The 16,300-nt window shown below is 47.3% G+C and carries 19 protein-coding genes; 14 read left to right on the forward strand and 5 right to left on the reverse strand.

Annotation, left to right across the window (positions count from 1 at the left end):
- Positions 1 to 49 precede the first annotated feature (49 nt).
- The 4 genes from KOD92_RS10035 to KOD92_RS10050 are packed head-to-tail and all read left to right on the forward strand — an operon-like array spanning position 50 to position 4,671.
- Positions 50 to 997, forward strand: a complete 948-nt coding sequence (locus tag KOD92_RS10035; RefSeq protein WP_215233406.1) for an ABC transporter ATP-binding protein — start codon at positions 50 to 52, stop codon at positions 995 to 997.
- On the forward strand, positions 994 to 2,571 hold the full coding sequence (locus KOD92_RS10040; RefSeq protein ID WP_215233407.1) for an ABC transporter permease/substrate-binding protein: 1,578 nt from the start codon (positions 994 to 996) through the stop codon (positions 2,569 to 2,571). The genes KOD92_RS10035 and KOD92_RS10040 overlap by 4 nt, the downstream gene beginning before the upstream one ends.
- Positions 2,552 to 3,709 (forward strand): ergothioneine biosynthesis protein EgtB, encoded by a 1,158-nt coding sequence (gene egtB, locus KOD92_RS10045; protein WP_215233408.1) that lies wholly within the window; start codon positions 2,552 to 2,554, stop codon positions 3,707 to 3,709. The genes KOD92_RS10040 and egtB overlap by 20 nt, the downstream gene beginning before the upstream one ends.
- Positions 3,710 to 3,726: 17 nt before the next feature.
- A complete protein-coding gene (locus KOD92_RS10050; RefSeq protein WP_215233409.1) occupies positions 3,727 to 4,671 on the forward strand; it encodes an L-histidine N(alpha)-methyltransferase in 945 nt (314 codons plus the stop codon).
- Positions 4,672 to 4,723: 52 nt separating this feature from the next.
- Here KOD92_RS10050 and KOD92_RS10055 read toward each other — a convergent pair whose 3' ends face one another.
- Positions 4,724 to 5,014 carry a hypothetical protein gene (locus KOD92_RS10055; protein ID WP_215233410.1) on the reverse strand — a complete coding sequence of 97 codons (291 nt, stop codon included), beginning with the start codon at positions 5,012 to 5,014 and terminating at the stop codon, positions 4,724 to 4,726.
- Positions 5,015 to 5,176: 162 nt separating this feature from the next.
- Here KOD92_RS10055 and KOD92_RS10060 point away from each other — a divergent pair, with 162 nt between their 5' ends.
- Both KOD92_RS10060 and KOD92_RS10065 read left to right on the forward strand, forming a co-directional pair.
- Positions 5,177 to 5,695 (forward strand): DinB family protein, encoded by a 519-nt coding sequence (locus KOD92_RS10060; protein WP_215233411.1) that lies wholly within the window; start codon positions 5,177 to 5,179, stop codon positions 5,693 to 5,695.
- A 168-nt stretch (positions 5,696 to 5,863) separates the two neighbouring features.
- Positions 5,864 to 6,523 (forward strand): hypothetical protein, encoded by a 660-nt coding sequence (locus KOD92_RS10065; RefSeq protein WP_215233412.1) that lies wholly within the window; start codon positions 5,864 to 5,866, stop codon positions 6,521 to 6,523.
- 16 nt (positions 6,524 to 6,539) lie between these two features.
- On the opposite strand, the gene KOD92_RS10070 is transcribed toward KOD92_RS10065, so the two are convergent.
- Positions 6,540 to 7,904, reverse strand: coding sequence for a peroxiredoxin family protein (locus KOD92_RS10070; protein ID WP_215233413.1), 1,365 nt, complete (start codon positions 7,902 to 7,904; stop codon positions 6,540 to 6,542).
- Between the two features lie 198 nt (positions 7,905 to 8,102).
- Between KOD92_RS10070 and KOD92_RS10075 the strand changes: the two genes are divergently transcribed.
- The 5 genes from KOD92_RS10075 to KOD92_RS10095 all read left to right on the forward strand — a co-directional run bounded on the left by KOD92_RS10075 (position 8,103) and on the right by KOD92_RS10095 (position 11,218).
- Positions 8,103 to 9,431 carry an MFS transporter gene (locus KOD92_RS10075; protein WP_215233414.1) on the forward strand — a complete coding sequence of 443 codons (1,329 nt, stop codon included), beginning with the start codon at positions 8,103 to 8,105 and terminating at the stop codon, positions 9,429 to 9,431.
- A gap of 38 nt (positions 9,432 to 9,469) precedes the next feature.
- Entirely contained in the window at positions 9,470 to 9,850 is a 381-nt protein-coding gene (locus KOD92_RS10080) for a VOC family protein (protein ID WP_215233415.1), read from the forward strand.
- 50 nt (positions 9,851 to 9,900) lie between these two features.
- A complete protein-coding gene (locus KOD92_RS10085; RefSeq protein ID WP_215233416.1) occupies positions 9,901 to 10,323 on the forward strand; it encodes a secondary thiamine-phosphate synthase enzyme YjbQ in 423 nt (140 codons plus the stop codon).
- A gap of 156 nt (positions 10,324 to 10,479) precedes the next feature.
- Positions 10,480 to 10,920 carry a DUF1579 family protein gene (locus tag KOD92_RS10090; RefSeq protein WP_215233417.1) on the forward strand — a complete coding sequence of 147 codons (441 nt, stop codon included), beginning with the start codon at positions 10,480 to 10,482 and terminating at the stop codon, positions 10,918 to 10,920.
- A 16-nt stretch (positions 10,921 to 10,936) separates the two neighbouring features.
- Positions 10,937 to 11,218: a hypothetical protein gene (locus KOD92_RS10095; RefSeq protein ID WP_215233418.1), complete on the forward strand. Its 282-nt coding sequence runs from the start codon at positions 10,937 to 10,939 to the stop codon at positions 11,216 to 11,218.
- 38 nt (positions 11,219 to 11,256) lie between these two features.
- Here the strand turns inward: KOD92_RS10095 and KOD92_RS10100 are convergent, their stop codons facing one another.
- Positions 11,257 to 12,240 (reverse strand): GlxA family transcriptional regulator, encoded by a 984-nt coding sequence (locus KOD92_RS10100; RefSeq protein WP_215233419.1) that lies wholly within the window; start codon positions 12,238 to 12,240, stop codon positions 11,257 to 11,259.
- Between the two features lie 120 nt (positions 12,241 to 12,360).
- Between KOD92_RS10100 and KOD92_RS10105 the strand changes: the two genes are divergently transcribed.
- Genes KOD92_RS10105 through KOD92_RS10115 form a run of 3 tightly spaced genes read left to right on the forward strand, consistent with a single transcriptional unit; the run spans position 12,361 to position 13,878 of the window.
- Positions 12,361 to 12,804: an SRPBCC family protein gene (locus tag KOD92_RS10105; protein WP_215233420.1), complete on the forward strand. Its 444-nt coding sequence runs from the start codon at positions 12,361 to 12,363 to the stop codon at positions 12,802 to 12,804.
- A gap of 19 nt (positions 12,805 to 12,823) precedes the next feature.
- Positions 12,824 to 13,345 (forward strand): DinB family protein, encoded by a 522-nt coding sequence (locus KOD92_RS10110; RefSeq protein ID WP_215233421.1) that lies wholly within the window; start codon positions 12,824 to 12,826, stop codon positions 13,343 to 13,345.
- A 50-nt stretch (positions 13,346 to 13,395) separates the two neighbouring features.
- The gene (locus KOD92_RS10115; protein WP_215233422.1) at positions 13,396 to 13,878 is read left to right on the forward strand and encodes a TlpA family protein disulfide reductase; all 483 of its coding nucleotides are present in this window, start codon (positions 13,396 to 13,398) and stop codon (positions 13,876 to 13,878) included.
- 24 nt (positions 13,879 to 13,902) lie between these two features.
- Here the strand turns inward: KOD92_RS10115 and KOD92_RS10120 are convergent, their stop codons facing one another.
- Together KOD92_RS10120 and KOD92_RS10125 are read right to left on the reverse strand one after the other, a co-directional pair.
- Positions 13,903 to 15,303 (reverse strand): enolase C-terminal domain-like protein, encoded by a 1,401-nt coding sequence (locus KOD92_RS10120; RefSeq protein WP_215233423.1) that lies wholly within the window; start codon positions 15,301 to 15,303, stop codon positions 13,903 to 13,905.
- 65 nt (positions 15,304 to 15,368) lie between these two features.
- Complete coding sequence (locus tag KOD92_RS10125) at positions 15,369 to 16,061, reverse strand: DUF3800 domain-containing protein (RefSeq protein WP_215233424.1); 693 nt, start codon at positions 16,059 to 16,061, stop codon at positions 15,369 to 15,371.
- Between the last annotated feature and the right edge of the window lie 239 nt (positions 16,062 to 16,300).

The raw sequence follows: 16,300 nt of genomic DNA on the forward strand, positions 1-16,300 counted from the left end.
TCTTGAATAACCAATCCTACCATTTTACGAGAACCGCTTTACAAAAAATATGATCCGGGCAAGCCACATTAGCAAGCAGTATGGAGATGTTGAGGCGGTCAGGGATATTTCTTTTGAGGTAAAAGAAGGAGAAACACTGGTACTGCTTGGTACCAGCGGCTGCGGGAAAACGACGACCCTGAAAATGATGAACCGCCTGATCGAGGCAAGTTCGGGGACGATCGAAATTGACGGGAAGGATATATTTACAGAAAATCCCGAACAGCTCCGGCGGACGATCGGCTACGTTTCTCAGAACAACGGACTTTTTCCGCATTTTACAGTACGTGAAAACATAGGTATTGTGCCCAAACTGCTGAAATGGGAACAATCCGAAATTACCCGGCACACCGACAGGCTGCTCGAACAGTTGCGGTTGCCGGTCCGTGAATTCGCTTCCAAATATCCCGATGAACTAAGCGGCGGACAAAAACAGCGAGTTGCAGTGGCTAGGGCATTGATTGCCAACCCACCGGTGCTATTAATGGACGAACCTTTTGGCGCGCTCGATCCGGTAACCCGTGCCAATCTGCGTCAGGAATTCCGCGAATTACCCGAGTTAAAGCGTAAAACGATCGTGCTCGTGACGCACGATGTGCAGGAAGCGTTTGAGCTGGGCGACCATATTGCGGTAATGGATAAAGGCCGGATCGTCCAATCCGGTACTGCCCGGCAGTTGCTTTTTAATCCTGCCAACAGCTTCGTCAGTTCATTTTTCGATCACCAGCGCCTGTTTCTCGAACTCAATGCATTTACATTTCATGATATCTGGGATAGTTTGCCACCGGAGAAAGTGATTGGCAGCGGCGCGGTTTCGGCAGACCTGAGTTTGTGGGAGGGAATGCAGCAACTTGGTGCGGGACAAACTGAATTGTCGGTAAAGAGAGAAAACGAGATACGATTGGTGAGCCAAACACTTATATTTCAGTCATTTAATAACTATAAAAACACCAGATGACCAGGCAGCAAAGTCTTTGGGAATTCGTGGTGCAGCAGTCTGACAAGCTGTGGAGCCAGACGGTGGCGCATGTCGGGTTGACCTGCGTTTCGCTTGTGATTGCGGTCATGATCGGGTTGCCGCTGGGCATATGGATCGCCCGGAAAGACAGACTGGCCTGGGCCGTGCTCGGTATTGCGGGGGTATTGCAAACAATCCCCAGCATTGCGCTGCTGGGTTTTTTAATTCCCGCTTTGGGCATTGGCTCGCTCCCTGCGATCACAGCTTTGTTCCTTTACGCACTTTTGCCCATTATCCGAAATACGTATACCGGGATTCGCCAGGTCGATCCTGCTGTTACCGAGGCGGCGCGCGCTTTGGGAATGAACTACTGGCAGGTGCTTTTTGGCGTAGAATTGCCGCTTGCATTGCCGGTGATCCTGGCCGGGGTTCGAACGGCGGCTGTGATCAATGTGGGTGTGGCTACCCTGGCTGCCTACATTGCAGCGGGCGGACTGGGGGAATTTATCTTCGGTGGAATTGCCCTCAACAATACCAATATGATTCTCGCCGGCGCTATTCCGGCTGCATTACTGGCCATTCTGATCGATCAGCTGCTCGCATTAGTTCAAAAAATAAACCTGCGCAAAGCCAGGCTGTTACTGGTGGTAATGCCGGTATTAATGCTCACACTTTCAGGATTTTATCTTATTCCAATTGCCGATGTGAAGCTTCTGGGCGGCTTTACGCCGGAGTTTATGGGGCGTGAAGACGGTTACCTGGGTTTAAAATCAAAGTACAAACTGAATATCCCGACTGTGGTTATCAGCGATGCGGTGATGTACAAGGCTGCATTTGAGAAAAAACTCGACGTGATCAGCGGGTACAGTACCGACGGCCGGCTGAAAGCGTACGACCTTATCACGCTCAAAGACGATCAGCACATTTTCCCACCCTATTACGCTTCTCCGTTGATCCGCAGGGAAATACTGGAAAAATATCCCGAACTGCAACCGGCCATCGACCAGCTGGCGGGCCAGATTACTGATTCGGTGATGACGGAATTGAACTACAAAGTCGACTACCTGAAAGCGTCGCCGGAAAAAGTGGCTGCGGATTTTCTGCGTTCCAGGGGGCTTTTCAAGGAGCCGCGAAATGGAAATAAGGGTCAGGTAAGGCTGGGATCGAAGATTTTTGCGGAACAATATATCCTGATCAGTATGTATAAAATATTGATTGAAGGAAATACGGAGCTAAAAACCGTGAGCCGGACAGGACTTGGCGGAACAAAAATCTGCTTTGATGCATTGGCTAATAATGAAATTGATATGTACCCGGAATATACCGGTACCGGCCTGCTGGTGATCCTGAAACCTACGCCAAGGCAAATTCAGGAAGTGAGCAGCGACCCGGAAAAAGCTTTTGCTTTTGTACAAAAAGAGTTTGAAAAAGAATACCGGATGCAATGGCTGAAACCGATCGGCTTCAATAATGCGTACGCGCTGATGATGCGGAAAGAGCAGGCACAATCATTGCATATCAATACCATTACCGATTTAAAAAATTATCTGGCTAATGACCAACCACCGCATTAGGGACGATTACCAAAGTGTCAGAAAATACAGCGAAGACCTCTGCGCTCCGCTCGAAACAGAAGATTACATTCCGCAGCCCGTCCCGTTCGTAAGTCCCCCGAAATGGCACCTGGCGCACTCTACCTGGTTTTTTGAGACTTTTATATTAAAGCAATTCAAGCCCGGCTACCAGGAATACGATCCCGATTTCAACTACCTTTTTAACAGCTATTACAACAATATCGGCGAGCGAACCCTGCGCACTGACCGGGGAAATGTGACCCGACCGACTACCAAGGCTGTTTACGCTTACCGCCAGCATGTAGACCGTTGTATGGTTGAGTTGCTCGAATCGGAGCAGGACGAACACACTTTGTCGCTGGTTACGCTAGGCTTGCACCACGAGCAGCAGCATCAGGAATTACTGGTTACGGATATTAAATACATTCTTGGCCACAATCCGCTTTTCCCCGTTTACAAAGAGAACCACAATTTGCTTTCGGGCAAAAACACGGACACTGGCTTTTTGAAAATCAGTGAGGGGGTTTATGATATCGGTTTTGCAGGCGACGGATTCTGTTTTGACAATGAACTGGGCAGACACAAGGTTTTTCTGCACGAATTCGAGATCAGCAAATCCCCGGTCACAACCGGGGAATATATTGAATTTATGAATGCAGGCGGATACTCGGATTTCAACCTTTGGCTGGATGAGGGATGGTCGTGGGTAAATGAAAATAGTATTCAGTCCCCCATGTACTGGCACAAGGTTAAAGGTGAGTGGCATTATTATACGCTGGCCGGGCTGCAAAAAGTAGATCCTTATGCAATACTAGGACACGTAAGCTATTACGAAGCCGCTGCATTCGCACAATGGAAACAAATGCGGCTGCCGACAGAATTCGAGTGGGAGATCGCATCTGTCAATCTCGACTGGGGCCAGCGGTGGGAATGGACCAATAGCGCCTACCTTCCCTACCCCGGATTTTCCAAGGCACCCGGCGCTGTCGGTGAGTATAACGGGAAATTTATGATCAATCAAATGGTATTGCGCGGCGCTTCCGTAGCCACTTCACCAAACCACGCGCGCAGGACCTACCGCAACTTTTTTCACGCCCCTGAACGCTGGCAGTATACCGGAATCAGGCTGGCTAAATAATCGTCTTTATCCATTTTATGTCAGACACTTCATTTGCAACAGATATACATATTGGCTTAACTGCCCCATTAAAGCACATTTCCTCCAAATATTTTTACGACGATATTGGCAGCGGGATTTTTCAGGATATTATGAAAATGCCTGAATACTACCCTACTGCCTGCGAATTTGAGATTTTGTCTTTGCAGGGAGAAGGGATTTTTAAAATGCTGGATTTTGATAAGCCTTTCAGTGTCGTCGAATTTGGCGCGGGCGATGGTGTAAAAACCAGACAGCTGCTCAAAACACTGATCGAGAAAGGCGCTGAGTTTTCCTACGTGCCGATCGATATTTCTAAAAAAGCGATTGACGAGCTGGTGGTCAACATGCAGCAGCATTTACCCGGACTTCATATTGAACCGAAAATCGGAAACTACTTTTCGATGATGGAAGAACTGTCTGGTTCGAGTATTCCGTGTTTATTTTTGTTTTTGGGTGGAAATATAGGAAACTATGAACCCGCAGATGTGGATGGGCTTCTGGCCGATTTCAGAAAAAACATGAAGGCTGGCGATAAGTTGCTCACCGGTTTTGACTTGAAGAAAAATCCAGCGACGATCCGCTGCGCCTACGACGATCCTGCTGGAATTACCAAAGCTTTCAATATGAACCTGTTAAATAGGATCAATCGCGAATTGGGCGGCACATTTAAAACGAATCATTTCGATTTCTATTCACACTATAATCCGCTGAACGGCGAAGTGAGAAGTTATCTGGTAAGCCTTGTTCCCCAGCAGGTTTTTGTAAAAGAAACGGGTGAAGTTTACACCTTTGAACGGAATGAACTGATCTGGACGGAGCTTTCGAAGAAATATTCTTTACAGGAAATTGAAAATGTTGCTGCGAAAAACGGCTTTACTGTCATGGAGCATTTTCTGGACTGCAAACACTATTTTACCGATAGTCTCTGGACTGTCGTATAAAAAAGCAGGCTCTGTAAAAAGGGCCTGCTTTTTCTGATCTATTCCACTCCGATCATTTCGATACGAATTTGTTGAACCGGCTTTCCTTGCCGTCGCTCGTTTCTTCCTGATACAGAAATTGAAGACCGCTTTCGTCGAACTTCTCGAAGAAATCTTCCCAGGAGATTTCTTCGAGAGAATCCCCGCCGCTGTAACCGGGGAAATCGATGCGTAGAATACCGGTATCGTCATTTTTACTGCCTGTTCCCTTCACGGTTGCAGGCTTTCCTCCTCTTTTTTCTACCCAGGCGCGGATTTCATCATGATCCGTCGTACTGGATGTTGAACTGGTTTTTTCAGCCATGATTTCTGGTTTTTAGTTTGATAAAAGGTCAAAAAAATTGTGCCTTTCGGCAACCGGAAAAGTTTTTGGTTTTTTTAAACAACAGAAAAAACCTGCTGACATACTGCTGTCATAAGGCTGCATTTAGTTTGTGAGGTAATCAAAACTAAAACAACCTTTGACATGGAAACGAACAGCATTCAAGCCACCGACACCGAAATTAGCGCAACTGTTATCAGTCCCGCGGAGTTACTGGAACATTGGCAGGGCCATCGTAAACTCAGCCGCAAGGTTATTGAAGCATTTCCTGAGGAACAGCTCTATGCTTTTTCGATTGGTGGTATGCGTCCTTTTGCTCAGCTGGCGATGGAAATGATCGGCCTCGCGGCGCCGGGTATCCGGGGAGTCGCATTTGGCGACTGGACTTTCGGCGAGCCGCAGCTGGATTCGCAAACGCCCCCGCCAGCAACTAAAAAGGAGCTTTTGGATCTTTGGGACCTTGTAACAGAATACATTGATCACATTTGGCCGCAAATTCCGGCTGCAAGATTTCATGAGCACGACAACGCCTACGGCATGTACGAAGGCCCGATCTACTCGCTGTTTTTGTATCTGGTCGATAACGAGATTCACCACCGGGGACAAGGATATGTGTACCTGCGAGCACTCGGCATTGAGCCGCCGGCATTCTGGGACCGTTAGTAAATAGTAATCAGCATCGGCCTGGGGAATCAGTTTGTGATAAGCGCAAATCTGATTTCTCCGGCCAAAGCCGGTATATTAAGCATCAGATATTTTTCTGGAATAATTTTAGTAGGTACCTTCGCAGACAGTAACAGTCTGACACATTTCAATTTAAATCCAGAAAAAATGAAATTCACACACATTGCTGCGGTCACTTGCATTGCGCTGGGCACCGTAACAACACAAGGATTTGCCCAGAACAGGCCCGCTCCTACCGGCCAGGTACCGAAAGCGTATAGCGGCCAGCAAGGTGGCGCACATACCGGCTATCAACCCAAGCCTACGGGCCAGATTGCGCCGGCAGCAGCGGGACAGTCTCCCGCGAATCTGCCGAGGCAGGCAGGCGCTCCTCAGGTACAAAACTTAGGGTTCGAGCCTTCCAGAGGAGATATTACTGCGGAGGGACAGGTTCCAAAGGTAAATTCCAACCAGGATCCAAGAACATTTCCGGAAAGATATCAGTCAACCACCACTGCGCCGGTTGAACAAACTATTACAGTACAGGGCGGACAAATGTTACCTGCTCAAAACGGCCAGCCGGGCACTTATCCCGCTCAGACCACGGAGACCAGCGTTACCACTCAGACGAATACGACTACGGCACCCGGAACTCAGACTAACTCACAACAGGCACCAAACGGGCAGCCTGCTCAAACGGGGCAGCAGGTTCCTATGAATGGTCAGCCTCAGCAAAAATCTCCTTCTCAGTTATCAACGCAGCCACAATCTGCAACTCCGGCTGCACCAGCGGCGGCCCCGGGCGCGCCGAAACGAATGGATCCCTGATCTGACAATATTTGCATCATAATACCGGCCCGGCTGAAATCGCTTTCAGTCGGGTTTTTAATGCTTCTCCGTGAATGTTCCTATCAATAACACGACCGTCGGGACCAAGTAATATGGTTGTTGGATAACCGGTTATCTTATAAGTTTCGATCAGCTTGTTGACACTGTCAGACAGGATTTGCGGCCATTCAAGGTTGTTTTTGGTCAAATATTTATCAAGCCGCTCTTCTGTATCCTTGACTATCCCGATAAATTGTACCTGGTTTTTGTTGGTCTCCTTATAAATCTCGCGAAGCCCGGGAAGCTGCTGTACGCAAGGGCCGCACCACGTTCCCCAAAAATCAATGAATACATATTTACCCCGAAAATCAGCCAGCGCGATATCTTTGCCAGTTTTAAAATCCTTCGCTTTGAAAGGCCGCATTGCGTAGCCTTTTTGTAGGGAATATTCATCCAGATCCGCCGATTCTGCCTGCAATAGCAGGGAGCCTGTACGGGGATCGACGCCCAGATTTCTGAATTTACTCTTGTCCAGTAAGCCGCCTACCTCGATCAGTTCGCCCTTCTCAACGCCGTCCATTACAGCCAGCCTTTTCTTTGAGTCGAGATCCTTTTCTACAAAAATGTTTGATTCTTCAAAACCTGCATTTGTGAAAAAATTGTTTACCACAATCTCGTGTTCCTTGCCTTTCCAGTCGAACCTGGCTTTTTCGTAGCGGGGAAATGCATACCAGAAACGCTTCCATTCCTCATCGTCTGGCGCATATTTGATAATCATCAGAATACTGTCTTTCACTACTTCTCCTCTCAATACATGCTCCCGCTGCACCATGAAAACCTTTTTATAAACCCCCGCCGAGTCCCAGTCATATTTGCCTTCTTTGAGATAAATTCGTTCGGGATAAAATGCGGTTTCATCGCTAAAATCCAGGTTATTGTTGGTGTCGACCATCACCGCGATCTTCCCGGTTTCATCTCTACCCCTAACCGTGTAAACGAAGCATTTGAGAGGCTTTTTCGATAGCACAGTTTCATCCGGAACCCAGTCCCACGATTTTTGTAGTTGTTCATACATTTCCTTACCGATCTTTCCCTCATGGAAATTTTGGTAAACGAGCTGATAACCGTCCAGCCAGATCATACTTTTCACCACACCTTCCCATTTCGGTACGCCGCGCACAGGGCGATACGTAGGTATCCAACCAGCTCCATCCGCATTATCAGCGGTGTATTCTGCGTTGAATATGGAAAAATTAGCACTAAACGGTCCGAAACCATCTTCAATTTCGATAGGAACTTCAATGACCGAACCTACCTCTTCCCGGGCCTTTTTACAGCAAAGCAGAACAGGTACAATCAGAAAGAGCAGGATTTTATTCATGGAGACGTCTTGTTTAATTTAAAACAGAACTATTTGAATAAATTTAAGAAAAATTCTGGTTGATTTTCTGAAATGTAACCTCATGGACGCTTAAAACTGTCACGTCTGCCCCCGAATTTGTCCCGTACCGCCTCCCGCACGAAACCTGTCGATCACTACTTTTGTATTATCAGCATGAAATAACTGACATGAAGTAATATGAAGACGTTTTACGCTGTTCTGGTTAATTCTCTCGCCGCTTCCCTGACCAATAATTTCGTTTGGTTCGCGGTTACTTTCTGGGTTTATCTTGAAACAAAATCTGTCATCGCTACTTCGGTGATGGCGGGCGTTTACCTGGCTACGGTCGCATTCTCAGGGTTTTTTCTGGGGTCTTTGGTTGATCGCTACAAGAAAAAAACATCGATGATGTTATCGGGCGTTTTGACATTGATCCTGTATGTGCTGGCGATGATCATTTATGCCAGCACTCCCGACGAAGTGTTTAAAAGTGACACGAGTGTTAATCTGTGGGCGTTTATTATACTGACACTTTTTGGCGCAATCACCGGCAATATCCGCTCCATCGCATTGTCGACGGTAGTAACGATACTGATTCCGGAAGACGGGCGCGACAAAGCGAACGGAATGGTAGGTACCGCAAACGGCGTTTCATTTCTGGTCGCTTCCATTTTTAGCGGACTAGTAATTGGCTTCCTGGGGATTTTCTGGATGCTCGCCATCGCAATCGGGTTGACGATACTTGTAATCCTGCATTTGCTCACCATACATATTCACGAACCAGGGATCGTACATGCAGGGCCACATACGCAAAGTGTTGATATTAAAGGTACTATCCGCGTAGTGGGACTTGTTCCAGGATTATTTGGGCTGATATTTTTCAATACTTTCAACAACTTCCTGGGCGGCGTATTTATGTCGCTGATGGACGCTTACGGTCTGGCGCTGGTATCCGTGCAAACGTGGGGAATTCTCTGGGGTGTGCTCAGCCTCGGCTTTATTGTCGGCGGGCTGGTGGTTGCAAAAAAGGGTTTGGGTAAAAAGCCGCTAAAAACCCTTTTCCTGGCCAATATCGTCATGTGGGTTGTCACGATCCTGTTTCCTATACAAGCCTCTATTGAGTTGCTGACCGTCGGAATGTTCGTTTATCTCTGCCTCATTCCTGTCGTGGAAGCGACCGAACAGACGATACTTCAAAAAGTAATACCGCCGGAAAGGCAGGGTCGCGTTTTTGGGTTTGCGCAGAGTATTGAGCAAGCCGCCTCTCCGGTCACTGCATTCATGATAGGCCCGATCGCCAAATTTGTATTCAACCCCTTTATGACAACCGGCGCCGGCGCGAACCTGATCGGGCCGTGGTTTGGAACCGGGCAAGACCGTGGACTCGGACTTTTATTCATAGTAACCGGAGTTATCGGGCTGTTTGTCACGCTGTTTGCAATGCGGTCGGCAGCTTACCACGAACTTTCAAAAGTGTACGTAAAACCAGAGCCCGATGCCGAAAAAGTGACGGTGCCGGGTTCCTGAAATGTATTTCATTTTATCAATAACTAAAAAACAGGATTATGTTTAAACCAACAAAAGCATTCGGCGGGTTTTCGGTGAATAATCTGCAAGAGGCAAAAGCATTTTATGAAAACGTGCTGGGCTTGCAGGTGCAAGAATCAGAAATGGGCACGCTGGACATTGCAGCGCCGGGGGCTAATCATTTTATGATCTACGAAAAGCCAAACCATACTCCTGCAACTTATACAGTACTTAATTTCCTGGTTCCGGATATTGAAGCGGCGGTGGCAGATTTGAAAAGCAAGGGTACGAAATTCGAAAGCTACGACTTTCCGGGACTAAAAACGGACGCAGATAATATCTCCCGGGGAGAAGGGCCAGTCGTCGCGTGGTTTACGGACCCTGCCGGAAATATCCTTTCTGTCATTCAGGAGTCTTAATCCTGCGCTGAATTAAATGTAATTTTGCCGCAAACCGACTTTAAAAAAGCATGAAGATATTTCAAACCGAGCTCCGCTTGCGGGAAAAGCGCCGGGGATTTCACCTGATCACCAATGAGATTCTTCATGCTTTTCCAGAGATCGCGCAGCTCAATACGGGTATTTGCCAGGTCTTTATCCAGCACACTTCCGCCTCGTTGACTATCAATGAAAACGCCGATCCGACCGTCAGAATTGATTTTGAGATGTATTTCAATAAATCTGTACCAGAAAATGACCCGGATTACGAACATGATTATGAGGGGTCGGATGATATGCCCGCCCATTTGAAAGCTGCGCTCCTTGGCAGCTCGGTGACGATCCCTATTCGTCGTGGTAAGCTGGCGCTCGGTACCTGGCAGGGAATATACCTTTGCGAGCACCGCGATTCGGGCGGATCGCGAAGTCTGGTAATTACTGCATGGGGTGAATAATATTTTTGCCAAAGCCGAAAAGTCGCTTTTTGCGGCCAATTGTCACAATTACCCCCTTTTTATGTCGCAAAACACATCTTTAATTCAGGGTGTTTCGTGTTTAGTTTGTATTGTTGATCAAAGCGGTTTTTCGAAAGTTCAAAATTGGATAATGCGATGGAAAATGGTACCAATGCGGCTGAGTTGTCATTACTAGACAGATTTGCAGGAAACTGGGATACAACCGGTACCTTAATTACAAAGTCAGGCACCGTAAATATTGCAGGAACAGATCATTATGCGTGGCTCCCCGGCGGGCATTTTCTTATGCATACCGTGGATGTGATGATGGGCGAAGATCGCAAGCAGAGTGTTGAGATCATCGGATTCGATACGCTTTCAGGGACTTACCCAATGCATTTTTATGATGACGCAGGCGAATCCGGCGTCATGCACGGCGGTTTTGACGAAGATAACTGGTTAATAACTTCCTCCGAACTTCGGTTCAAAGGCGCTTTTAGCGATAGCGACAAAACTTTAACCGGGAGCTGGGAGCAGTATAGCGAAGGTAGCTGGCGGAAACTGATGGACATTCGACTGATCAGGGCCACACATTAACTTAACGAACTTGAATATGGTAGAAGTCTTCAAAACCAATGTATCAAAACGTCACCAGGCAAACCTCCTTGTGGCGCTCATCAGCCGCTCTTTTCCCGACTACCGCGCCACGTTTGATCTGGAAGATTGTGACAGGATCATGCGGATCACATCAAAAGACTGCGTTATCTGCGCTACAAGTATGATCAGGCTTATGCAGGATTTCGGTTATAGTGCGGAGGTACTTAAAGACGAGGTCTACTACCTGCCCTCTATCATGGAACTGGGTTTCCAGCCATTCCAAACACACGAAGGCTAGTTTTTGTCAACATATATATTACTCTACAAAGCGCAATCCTAAGCAGACATTGCGCTTTTGTTGTATTTATTGCGATACTCGATCGGCGACAGACCCGTGATTTTCTTGAATGTGCTGCGAAATGCTTTGGTATCTGTGTAACCTACTTCGTACATCAGTTCGGTCACATTTTTGCGCGTTACCTCAAAGCTCTTTTTCACCGCTTCTATTTTCACGCGCTGAATATATTCCATCACAGAATTGGAAGTCGCTTTTTTAAACCGTCTCTCAAAACTCCTGCGTCCGATCGCGAACATTTCAGAAAGCTGGTCAACCGTTATCTTCTCCTGAAAGCTCTTTTCAATGAATTCCTGCGCTTTTCTGATCACCTCGTCTTCGTGTTCTTTCTGGCCGGTAAACATCATAAATGACGATTGCGTATTGCGGTCGATCTCGATCATGAAAAATTTAGTCGTGTAGATCGCCATTTCACGGTCAATATATTTCTCAATCAGATAAACGAGCAGATTCCAGAATGTATTTGCGCCGCCGCTTGTGTAAACGCGGTTTTCGTCGGTGATCACGCGATTGTCCATGAGATTTACATCCGGGAACATTCTTCTGAAATCCGGCGCTGACATCCAGTGCGTCGTACAACTCCGGCCGGCAAGTAAACCCGTCGCTGCCAGCAGAAATGCACCCACGCACAAGCTGGCCACTTCCGCTCCCTGCTTATGCTGAGCGGCTATCCAGGGAAAAAACTCCTGGTTCAATTCAATCACACTTTCCCGATCGCCATTCACGGCGGGGATAATGATCAGGTCTGTCTGGTTGAGGCTTTTAATAGTTGCCTCCGGACTTACTGAAAATACCCCGCCGTACTTTTGCACATCATTATTAATGCCCACCGTTTGCACGAGAAAAGCGGGCTCCCTGCCCATTGCGGTCAGGAAATCATTTACAAAAGAGAAAAATTTAAACGGACCTTCGATCGTTCCGAGCGCAACGTCGCCTCTTGGAACAAGTACAGATATGTGCTTCATAATTCAAATATCAGAAAAAAAACCTGTCGCGTTCAACCCTAAATTTGACAGTTTCACCCCCCTTTTATTCCTACTAATTCATCTAAGTTTGCAATATAACTTATAACAAACGCAATTTATATGGAAACCAAGCTCATTGAAAAATCAATATTGATCCAGGCACCCGCTGCAAAAATCTGGGAAGTGATCACGGAAGAACGGCTCAACCGAATTTGGCTGGCCGAATTTGGAGCGGGCAATATCGCCGATACGGACTGGCGGGAAGGCAGTAAAGCACTTTTTACGGACGGGTCGAAAAGCGGGTTGGTCGGTGTGATCGAGGTAAGCCGCCCGTTTGAACAAATCACAATTGAATATACGGGAATCGTTACCGACGGCGTGGAAGATTACGATAGCGAGATAGCCAAGCAAATGATTGGTTACCAGGAGACTTACATCCTGAAAGAAGAAGAAGGCGGTGCGAGAATGAGTATGACCTGTGCGATGGGTGTGGACTACTACGACGACATGGCGGCAGCCTGGGATAAGGCTTTGGACAAGATAAAAGAACTGGCTGAAAATTAATGCATTAACCGCGCGGATTATGAATAATCAACAACTTGCAGCCGAGCTGGAAAAAGCGACGGCCGACTATTTATCCGTACTTGCCTCGTTCGCGCCCGATCAGGTGAACGATATTCCATTTACCGGCAGCTGGACAGCCGGGCAGGTAACGGAGCATTTGTTAAAGTCTGAAACTGGCCTGCCGGATGTCCTGATGGGCAAAACCGCTCCTACTTCGCGTTCGCCACAACAGATGGTACCGGTGATTGAAGATATTTTCCTGGATTTTTCTACCAAACTCCAAGCACCCGAGTTCAATATCCCATCGAATGGTCCGCACGATCCGGAAGAAATTACGAGAGATTTTGAAACTGAAAGGGCTGCCATTAAGGCGATTGCAATTTCGGAAGATCTATCAGTTACCTGTATGGAGTTTCCTTTTCCGGAGGTTGGCGAACTGACGCGTTACGAGTGGATTTACTTCGTGATTTGTCATTCGAAAAGACACGCACACCAGCTGCGTAACATTCTTGAAAAAGTAACGGAAAAAGTTGCGGGCTAGACGATCAAAAGATTAATATCTTGCAGATTCTTACGAAAAGAATCCAGACAATGATCCAAAAATTGACTTCTAGTTTACTAATGCTCGTAGCTGCGACGGCAGTTTACGCACAATCAATTCCCAACAAAATAGCTCCGTTCCAGATCCGGCTTACCAACGGTCAGCAATATACTTCGAGCCAGCTCGCGAAAGGCCCGACCGTACTGATCTATTTTTCACCTGACTGCGACCATTGCCAGGATTTCACAAAAGACCTGATCAAAAATTACAGTGTCGTGGCCAACAAGCAGGTCGTAATGGTCACTTTCCAGGCGATGGATATGCTTAAACCGTTTGTGAAACAGTATAATCTGACGAATTATCCGAATTTCAAAGTCGGCACGGAAGGTACCTCCTATCTTGTGCAGCGCTACTACCAGATCCGTTCATTCCCATATATTGCCATTTATGATAAATCGGGCAACCTGGTGAAAACGTACGAAGGCGAGCAGCCGCATTCAGAGATATTCAAAACGTTGAAACAGACTTTATAAACCGAAAAACGCAACGAACGGGTATTATCCGTTCGTTGCGAATAATGCGTCATAATGCGCCGAGGGTGCGAGAATACCACCGCTTTCCGCATAAAAAGAAGCGTCAGTCAGGTATACTCCTTTATTTGTTCGCGTCCAGCTGCTATTCGCTTTCGGGTGGTAGCTCATCAATCTCTCCCAATTTTTATAATATTGATGCCCGTTGGTTTCCTGCAAACCGACCGTCATTCCCGGAAACGGCTGCAACCGGGCGGCAACATTCTTGTTCCAGTCTACCAAAATCGGACTCACGGTGAGGTCTGCGCAAAAGCAGGGCACCTTCTTTTCATAAGCCAGCTGGGTAATTTTCATAGTCATACTCAGCGTTTTAGCGATCGCTTTCACGGCGATTGCGGTATAGCCGAGTTCGATCCTTTTCGCTGCATCTTCCACCGTATGCGCACTTTCGTCGGCCGCCAAGCGCACGCCCATATCTCCCACAAATGCCTCGTTACTCTCTTCGAAAGGCTCTTCGATCACCGCAATCTGGTCGAATGCGCCGATCTTTTTTGCATGGTCGAGAAATTTGAGCAGCGTTTCTTTCTTTTCATATCTGCCATTAGCGTCGAAATAGTAAGGTATCTTACCGTTTTTGGTATAAGGTGTTTCAAAATGCCCGACTGCCTTGTGAACCGCGGTAAGGAATGCAATATCCTTTTCGATCATTTCCTGCTGGGTTCCGGCGGCTCCTGTTTTTAATTTCATGATAAAATAACCTTCCTCCGCCGCCTGTTTGATCCTTTCTGCGGTGGTACCTACGCTGAACGACGGGATACTCGCCACTTTCTCATGTCTGTATGACAGGCCAGGCTTATAGGCGGTCGGCACCAATTCATCAAATTGCTTCAAACCGTTTTCCTGCGCGTACAGCAGCCACGCGGCATTATCGACACTAACCAATGCATTTAAAGCGAACGTTTTACGCAGGTCAGGATTGCCTGTGATTTTCTTGCCGTATTCCAAAACTTCGGGTAAAATATCATCCAGTAAACTCACCGGGTCGGTGAAGGTGGTGCCTTTCAGCATTTGCAGTGCTCTCTCGCTCATTGCATACATTAATGCATTGCCGGCACTTTCGGAATGCCCGGCGAAAACTTTGGAGTCAGACCACAAAACTCCCTGCGTACCCAGCCCGACTTTGCGAATACCCGACTCCGATTCCAGCATAGAAATCGCCTGCCAGCTGTCGGTGATCGCGCTTCCTTTGAATCTGTACGGGTTTAGAGGCTCCCTTTCAAAATTTGAATCTACGCGCGTGATCTTGATCTTCTGTGGTTGCAAAGGCATTGAGTAAATGGAACCCGGCACTGCACCGGCCACCGCCAGCGCAGCCGAACTCTTCACAAAGTCCCGCCGGTTTAGTAACTGCTTATCGTTTTCAGGCATAATTAGGCTGGCTGATTTCTAAAACAAAAGACGATTTCGGTGCATTGTTACCCTGGTAAACGAAATCATAAGCGCTCGCAAAGCCCGTGACGAACGCCTGCCTCTTGGTCAAACCTATCTGCAATTATCTTAAAAAACTGATCATCACCACGTTCATAATGTCTGAAAATAGCATAGGATACTAAATCAGCCAGTTGTATCAGTCGCGACGCTTTTGAATTAAGGAATAGCGGAACCTCCGAGAGATTGCGCAACAAGCCCCACCGATGCCCTAATGTTCGGAAATTCGTCGTCAATCCCTGTAATGCAGTCTCATAGGTTGATTTGTCAAAAATGATGATACCTCTCTGTGGGTCTCCATTCTTGTGTAAACGGGCCAGGTAATGGTCAAACCTGCTGGATACCTGCTCGAACGCAATCTCTACCGGGTCGAAGGGACTTACTTTGGCCTTGTTTACCACGCATGCGAAAATACGATTAGAGGGATGTGATTTAGCCAATGCATGCAGAGCATCCTCAATCGCCTTAATACGGTCGGCTTTGGTAAAAGGCTGCCAGATCCCGCGGCCGCCCATCATTGGACTTCCGTGTAACTCAACATCAGGTATTTCGGCAGGATCAAACCTTTCCGCGATTCTGTCCAGTTCATTAGAAAGCCAAAATACCTGCCTTTCGAAGAGCGATATTCCACTCAGAACAAAATGATTTTGATTGGGGTCGGGCGCGCTTCCGGATTCGTCGCAGTATAGCAGGTGCATAAAAAAAACAGTTAAGGAGAAACCATGTTCTCGCGGTCCATCAGGCAGGACCTCTCAACTGCATAGGCAATGTATCTAATTAGGAATTCACTTCCAAAAATATATTTCCACCGGCGTCGCGAACCTTATTCATCTCCGCCAGTTGGTCGATTTTCCCAAATTACTAAAAGCGCAGGCCGGAGCAAATTCCGGTTCTCTTTCATCTGCGGATATCCTGCATCTATCCCACTTATTTTAGC

The sequence above is a fragment of the Dyadobacter linearis genome, from assembly GCF_907165045.1.
Taxonomy (GTDB): domain Bacteria; phylum Bacteroidota; class Bacteroidia; order Cytophagales; family Spirosomataceae; genus Dyadobacter; species Dyadobacter linearis.